We start from the raw sequence: 5,048 nt of genomic DNA, 5'->3' as shown, positions 1-5,048 counted from the left end.
CGGCGTCGTCCTGTTCGCCGCGGCGACGTTCGAACCGCTCACGGCGGCGACGGGCCTCTCGGAGACGGCGCTGTCGGCCGCCGGCGTCGCCGTCGTCGTCGTCGGTCTGGTCCGCGTCCTCCGAACGCGGCGGTGACCGGTCCAATCGGCCGGTGCGAGGCCGTTACGGTTCGACCGTCTCCCAGTCCGAGGCGAAGACGGCGTCGACGACGCGTTGCACCCGGTTGGCCTCGGCGAACGGCACCAGGTCGGCGTCGCCGCCCTCGACGGCGGTCACGAACTCGTCCACGAGCGTCAGCGTCGTCCGCTCGCGCGTCTCGTTCAGGACTCTCTCGTCGGGCAGTCCGCGGTTCTCCAGCAGTCGGTACCACTCGACCAGCGTGAGCGACGACGCCGACCCGACGACGGTTATCGAGTTCTCCTCCGCGCCGTCGTGGTCGCACAGCAGGTCGATGCTGCCGTGGACGCCGTCCACCTCGAAGTGGCCGACGACGGACTCCTCGCAGGCGTCGGGACCGGCGTACGCGACGGCGGCGTTGACCCGTTCGACCGGTCCGAACAGTTCGTGGACGCCGAACAGGAAGTGCGTCCCCACCTCGCGGAGGGGACCCCCCTGTTCGCGGCTTCTGAGCCACTCGACGTCCTGCCACTCGCGCGGCCACCGCGGGAATCGGAAGTCGAGGGAGACTCGCTTCGGCGTCCCCACCGCGCCCGCGGCGACGCGTTCGCGCATCTCCACGAACCCCGGCGTGTAGCGGAACGGGAGGTTGACCGCCGTCTGCCGGTCGGTCGCGCGTTCGCGTTCGACCATCCGCTCTCCCTCCTCGGCGTCCTCGGCGAGGGGTTTCTCGCAGACCACGTGTCTGTCGTGGTCGAGGGCGAACGCGACGACGTCCCGGTGGACCGCGGGCGGGACGCCCACGTAGACGACGTCCACCGCGTCGTCACGTATCATCTCGCGGTAGTCGGTGAACGCGGCGCAGTCGTACGTCTCGGCGAACGCCTCGGCCTTCGAGGCGACGAGGTCGCAGGCCCCCCAGACGGTCGTCTCCGGGTGTCCGTCGAACGACTCCGCGAGGCGCCCGCCGACGACTCCGCAGCCGACGATAGCGGCGTTGTACATGCGGAGACGTTCCCGTCGGGGGTAATGTCGGTTCGGATGTCGGGTCGTCGGCAGTCGCCCGCCGTCGGTCGGCGACGAAGCGGAGGAGACGAAAAGGATGCGACACGAATCGCGCGAGGCGAGTCGCTCAGACGCGCACCGCGCCGACGACGAACGCGACCAGAGGGGCCGCGATGACGGCGTGGAGGACGACGAGGACGGCCTGTCCCGCGGCGGTGACGCCCAACGACGGCGTGAACGCGAACACCGGGACGAGCATGACCGCGAACACGACGGCGGCGGCGGCGACGAAGTTCCGGGTCGGCCGCGCCGTGAATCGGGCGAGTGCCGCGTAGACCACGGCCGCGCCGATGCCGGCGACGACCGTGCTACCCAGTATCGGGGGCGCGGCGAACGGCGTGGTCGGCCCCGCGACGCCGAGGTTCACGTCGAGGACGCCGACGAGGAGTCGGACCGCGAACGCGAGGACGAGAGCGGTCACGACGCCGAACGTCGTCCGTCGGGCGAGGTCGCTCGCCGTCGTCGGTGCCGCCGTTCGAGTGGTCGTGAATTGCATCCCTCATCTACGCTCGCCGAGGAGATAAACCAGTAGCTCGCGGCGGGTGAGTTCTCAGAAAATGGTTCGCTTCGTCGGCCGCGGTGACGCGGCGTCAGAAACCGAATTACAGGCGCGTGAGGTTGGTCGCGCGCGGGCCCTTGGGGGCGTCTTCGATGCTAAACTCTACGTCCGTACCCTCTTCGAGGTCCTCGCCGCCGATGTCTTCCATGTGGAAGAACACGTCGTCGTCCGAGTCGTCCGTCGAGATGAAACCGTAGCCGCCAGTGTCGTTGAAGAAATCAACGTTTCCTTTCGCCATTGCGATTGAACACAATGCCACCATACGGATAAGAGTTCCGAGATACGTCTTAGCAGTCGAGATATTTTTAGATATTTGTTCTGAAAACGCCGACAATAGGTGAAATTGTGCTACTTCGTCGGTTCGGCGCGATATCGTCGTCGGGGTCCGCTTCTCTGGGCGTTGCTTCTGTGGAATCGTCGGTTCGAACGGTCGTTCGTTCGCGGTCGGGTCGCGTCCCCGGCGCCGGCGTCGTCGACTACTCCTCGGCCGCGTCCGACTCCCAGCCCTCGGTGTAGACGTTCGACTCGTCGACGCCCGCGGACTCGAGGACGTCGCGGGTCTCGACGACCATCTCCGGGACGCCGCAGACGTAGCAGTCCGTCCCTTCCACGTCGCCGACGGCGTCGGGCAGGTGGTCCTGCACGTGGCCGGTTCGCCCGTTCCACGCGTCGTCCTCGGCGTCCGAGAGGACGTAGTCGACGCTGAGGTTCTCGTTCTCCGCGCGGAGTTGGTCGAGGCTCTCGCGGAAGATGAGGTGTTCCTGGTCGCGTTCGCCGAACAGGAGGTGAGCGTCGCCCGACCCCTCCCGGGCGTACTGCTTGACCATCGGGTACAGGGGTGTGATACCCGTCCCGGTGGCGCAGAAGACGGCGTCCCGGTCGAAGTCGCGGACGCGGAGGTTGCCGTCGACTTCCTCTACCTCGATTTCGTCGCCCGGCGTCCGTTCGTGCATGAACACGGAACCGTTGCCGTCCTCGTAGCGCTTGATGGCGAGGACGAGTTGGTCCGTTCCGGGGAGGTTCGCCGCCGTGTACGGACGGGCCTCCTCCTCGCCGTCGCTCTCGAAGTGGACCATCGTGTGCTGTCCCGGTTCGTACTCGAACGTGTGGTCGTCGGCGACGAGTCGGAACTGCTTCACGTCCGGCGTCATCCGATGCACGTCGGCGACGGTGACGCTGAGCGTCATGTGCCGGCGTTGGGAGGCGACGCCGAAATGCGTGCTGGCGGCGCGGGTGGTCTCCGGTCTGTCGTCCCGGGGTCGCCACCCGGTCGCACACGACCGAAAGGGCTACCGTCCCGCCGGGAGACTGCGGGAACCGTGACACGATACGACGCGGTGGTGTTCGACAGCGACGGCGTCCTCGTCGAACCGCCGACCCGCGAGACGCAACTCGGAGCGATTCGCTCGGCGTTTCGGGAACTCGGCGTCGAGAGTCCGCCGGCGGACCACGTCCGCGATCTCTCGCACGACGTGCGCCCCGACCGTCTCGACGCGATAGCCGACCACCACGGACTCGACGCCGCGACGCTCTGGACCGCGCGCGAACGGTGCGACGAGCAGTCGCAGTTCGAGGCGTTCAGAGCGGGGTCCCGACAGCGCTACGACGACGTGACGGCCATCGCCGACCTGCCGCCGAACCGCGGCGTCGTGAGCAACAACCACCACTCGACGGTCGCTTTCAAACTCGACTTCTTCGAGTTAGAACCGCTGTTCGACACGTTCTACGGTCGCGAGATGACCGTCGAGAGCCTCACCCTGAAGAAGCCGAACACCCACTACCTCGACCGGGCGATAGCCGACCTGAACGCCGAGAACCCGCTGTACGTCGGCGACAGCGAGAGCGACGTGGTGGCGGCCCACCGCGCCGGCGCGGACTCGGCGTTCGTCCGCCGCGACCACACCCGCGACGCGGCCCTCTCGGTGACGCCGACGTACGAAGTCGACACGCTCGCCGACCTGCCGGACATCGTCGTCTGAGTAGGCCGCCGACCTGAGTAGGCCGCCGACCTGAGCAGGCCGCCGGCCGAGAACGCCGTCGGCGTCCGTCGCTCGCCCCGACAACGGTTATCCGTCGTCGCCGCGCACGTCCCACGTCCGCATGTCACGTCCGTTCCTCACCGCTCACTGGCGAAACCTCTGCAACCTCACGTACGCCGTCCCGCCGGAGCGACTGGAACCGCTCTGCCCGGCGGGCGTCGACTTGGAGGTCCGCGACGGCGAGAGCTACGTCAGCCTCGTCGGCTTCGACTTCGACGACACCCGGGTGCTGGGCGTCCCGTGGCCCGGCTATCGCGCGTTCCCCGAACTCAACCTCCGGTTTTACGTCCGGCACGAGGGCGAACGCGGCGTCGTCTTCGTCCGGGAGTTCGTCCCGAAGCGACTCGTCGCGTGGATGGCCCGGACGCTGTACGACGAACCGTACCGACGCGCGGCGATGGCCAGCGACCGGCGGGTCGAGTCGGACCGTCTGACCTACTCGCTCGGGGTCACCTACGGCGGGCGTCGGCACACGGTGCGCGTCTCGACGGCGAACCGGTCGCCGTCCGTCCCGGCCGAGGACACCGACGCCCACTTCTTCAAGGAGCACACGTGGGGCTTCGGTACGAATCGGCGCGGCCAGACGCTTCGCTACCGGGTCGAACACCCGACGTGGGCCGTGTACGACCTCGACTCGGTTCGAATCGACGTGGACTACGCCGCCCTGTACGGCGACGAGTGGGCGTTCCTGAACGACGCGGAGCCGGTTCACACGCTCTTCGCGAAGGGTTCGGAGGTGGCCGTCTACCCGCCGGAGACGCTGTGACGGCCCCCTCCGCACCGGTACGGCCCGACAGACGGTGGCGAACCGACTCCCACGCCCGGAGAGCCCGCGCAATTCCGACGGAGAGCGCCGTCGATTACGGCCGAGACGACGAATCGGCGGCCGCCACGGCGTCGGCGTCGGCCGCCGACTCGTCGGCCGTCGCGCCGTCCCGGTCGAAGACCGCCTCTCGCGCGCGAAGCAGGGTGCGCAGGTGGTCCGCGTCTTCGAACGTAGTCAGCGTCGCGTTCGGCAGTCGGTCCGCGAGTCGCCGCGCGCCCGCGACGGGCACGTTCGTGTCCCTGTCGCCGTGCCAGAAGCGGACCGGCACCGTCACCGACTCGACGGCGACGTCCCACTCCGACGAGAGCAGTCGCGTCTCGGCGACGAACCCGCTCCGGTGTCGCGCGAACGCCTCTACGAAGTCGCGCCTGACGAGTTCGGCAACGTCGTCGGGCACGTCCGCGCCGTCCGCGGTGTACTGCGAGACGACGGCCGACGGCG

Annotated in this window: 7 protein-coding genes; 2 read left to right on the top strand and 5 right to left on the bottom strand. The window is 68.5% G+C overall.

Features of this window, described 5'->3' with window-relative positions; all coding sequences use genetic code 11:
• Nucleotides 1-163: 163 nt before the first annotated feature.
• The 4 genes from GJ632_RS19335 to GJ632_RS19320 all read right to left on the bottom strand — a co-directional run bounded on the left by GJ632_RS19335 (nt 164) and on the right by GJ632_RS19320 (nt 2,929).
• Nucleotides 164-1,123 (bottom strand): Gfo/Idh/MocA family protein, encoded by a 960-nt coding sequence (locus GJ632_RS19335; RefSeq protein ID WP_191453790.1) that lies wholly within the window; start codon nt 1,121-1,123, stop codon nt 164-166.
• Between the two features lie 127 nt (nt 1,124-1,250).
• Nucleotides 1,251-1,679 (bottom strand): DUF6069 family protein, encoded by a 429-nt coding sequence (locus GJ632_RS19330; RefSeq protein WP_191453789.1) that lies wholly within the window; start codon nt 1,677-1,679, stop codon nt 1,251-1,253.
• Between the two features lie 106 nt (nt 1,680-1,785).
• Nucleotides 1,786-1,980: a cold-shock protein gene (locus GJ632_RS19325; RefSeq protein WP_089807715.1), complete on the bottom strand. Its 195-nt coding sequence runs from the start codon at nt 1,978-1,980 to the stop codon at nt 1,786-1,788.
• A 238-nt stretch (nt 1,981-2,218) separates the two neighbouring features.
• The gene (locus tag GJ632_RS19320) at nt 2,219-2,929 is read right to left on the bottom strand and encodes a ferredoxin--NADP reductase (RefSeq protein WP_191453788.1); all 711 of its coding nucleotides are present in this window, start codon (nt 2,927-2,929) and stop codon (nt 2,219-2,221) included.
• A gap of 132 nt (nt 2,930-3,061) precedes the next feature.
• Here GJ632_RS19320 and GJ632_RS19315 point away from each other — a divergent pair, with 132 nt between their 5' ends.
• Both GJ632_RS19315 and GJ632_RS19310 read left to right on the top strand, forming a co-directional pair.
• Nucleotides 3,062-3,721: an HAD-IA family hydrolase gene (locus tag GJ632_RS19315; protein ID WP_343161266.1), complete on the top strand. Its 660-nt coding sequence runs from the start codon at nt 3,062-3,064 to the stop codon at nt 3,719-3,721.
• Nucleotides 3,722-3,842: 121 nt separating this feature from the next.
• Complete coding sequence (locus GJ632_RS19310) at nt 3,843-4,547, top strand: YqjF family protein (RefSeq protein ID WP_191453786.1); 705 nt, start codon at nt 3,843-3,845, stop codon at nt 4,545-4,547.
• A 94-nt stretch (nt 4,548-4,641) separates the two neighbouring features.
• Here GJ632_RS19310 and GJ632_RS22495 read toward each other — a convergent pair.
• A partial coding sequence (locus GJ632_RS22495; protein ID WP_197428100.1) for an alpha/beta fold hydrolase occupies nt 4,642-5,048 on the bottom strand: 407 nt, incomplete at its 5' end.

Source organism: Halogeometricum sp. CBA1124, from assembly GCF_009741955.1.
In the GTDB taxonomy this organism is placed as follows: Archaea; Halobacteriota; Halobacteria; order Halobacteriales; family Haloferacaceae; genus Halogeometricum; species Halogeometricum rufum.
The sequence above is the reverse complement of the archived record's forward strand: the minus strand, read 5'-3'. Positions and strand labels throughout refer to the sequence as shown.

Excerpts from the sequence above, each read along its gene's own strand:
- GJ632_RS19335 (WP_191453790.1), bottom strand. The coding sequence starts at position 1,123 with ATGTACAACGCCGCTATCGTCGGCTGCGGAGTCGTCGGCGGGCGCCTC.
- GJ632_RS19330 (WP_191453789.1), bottom strand. The coding sequence starts at position 1,679 with ATGCAATTCACGACCACTCGAACGGCGGCACCGACGACGGCGAGCGAC.
- GJ632_RS19325 (WP_089807715.1), bottom strand. The coding sequence starts at position 1,980 with ATGGCGAAAGGAAACGTTGATTTCTTCAACGACACTGGCGGCTACGGT.
- GJ632_RS19320 (WP_191453788.1), bottom strand. The coding sequence starts at position 2,929 with ATGACGCTCAGCGTCACCGTCGCCGACGTGCATCGGATGACGCCGGAC.
- GJ632_RS19310 (WP_191453786.1), top strand. The coding sequence starts at position 3,843 with ATGTCACGTCCGTTCCTCACCGCTCACTGGCGAAACCTCTGCAACCTC.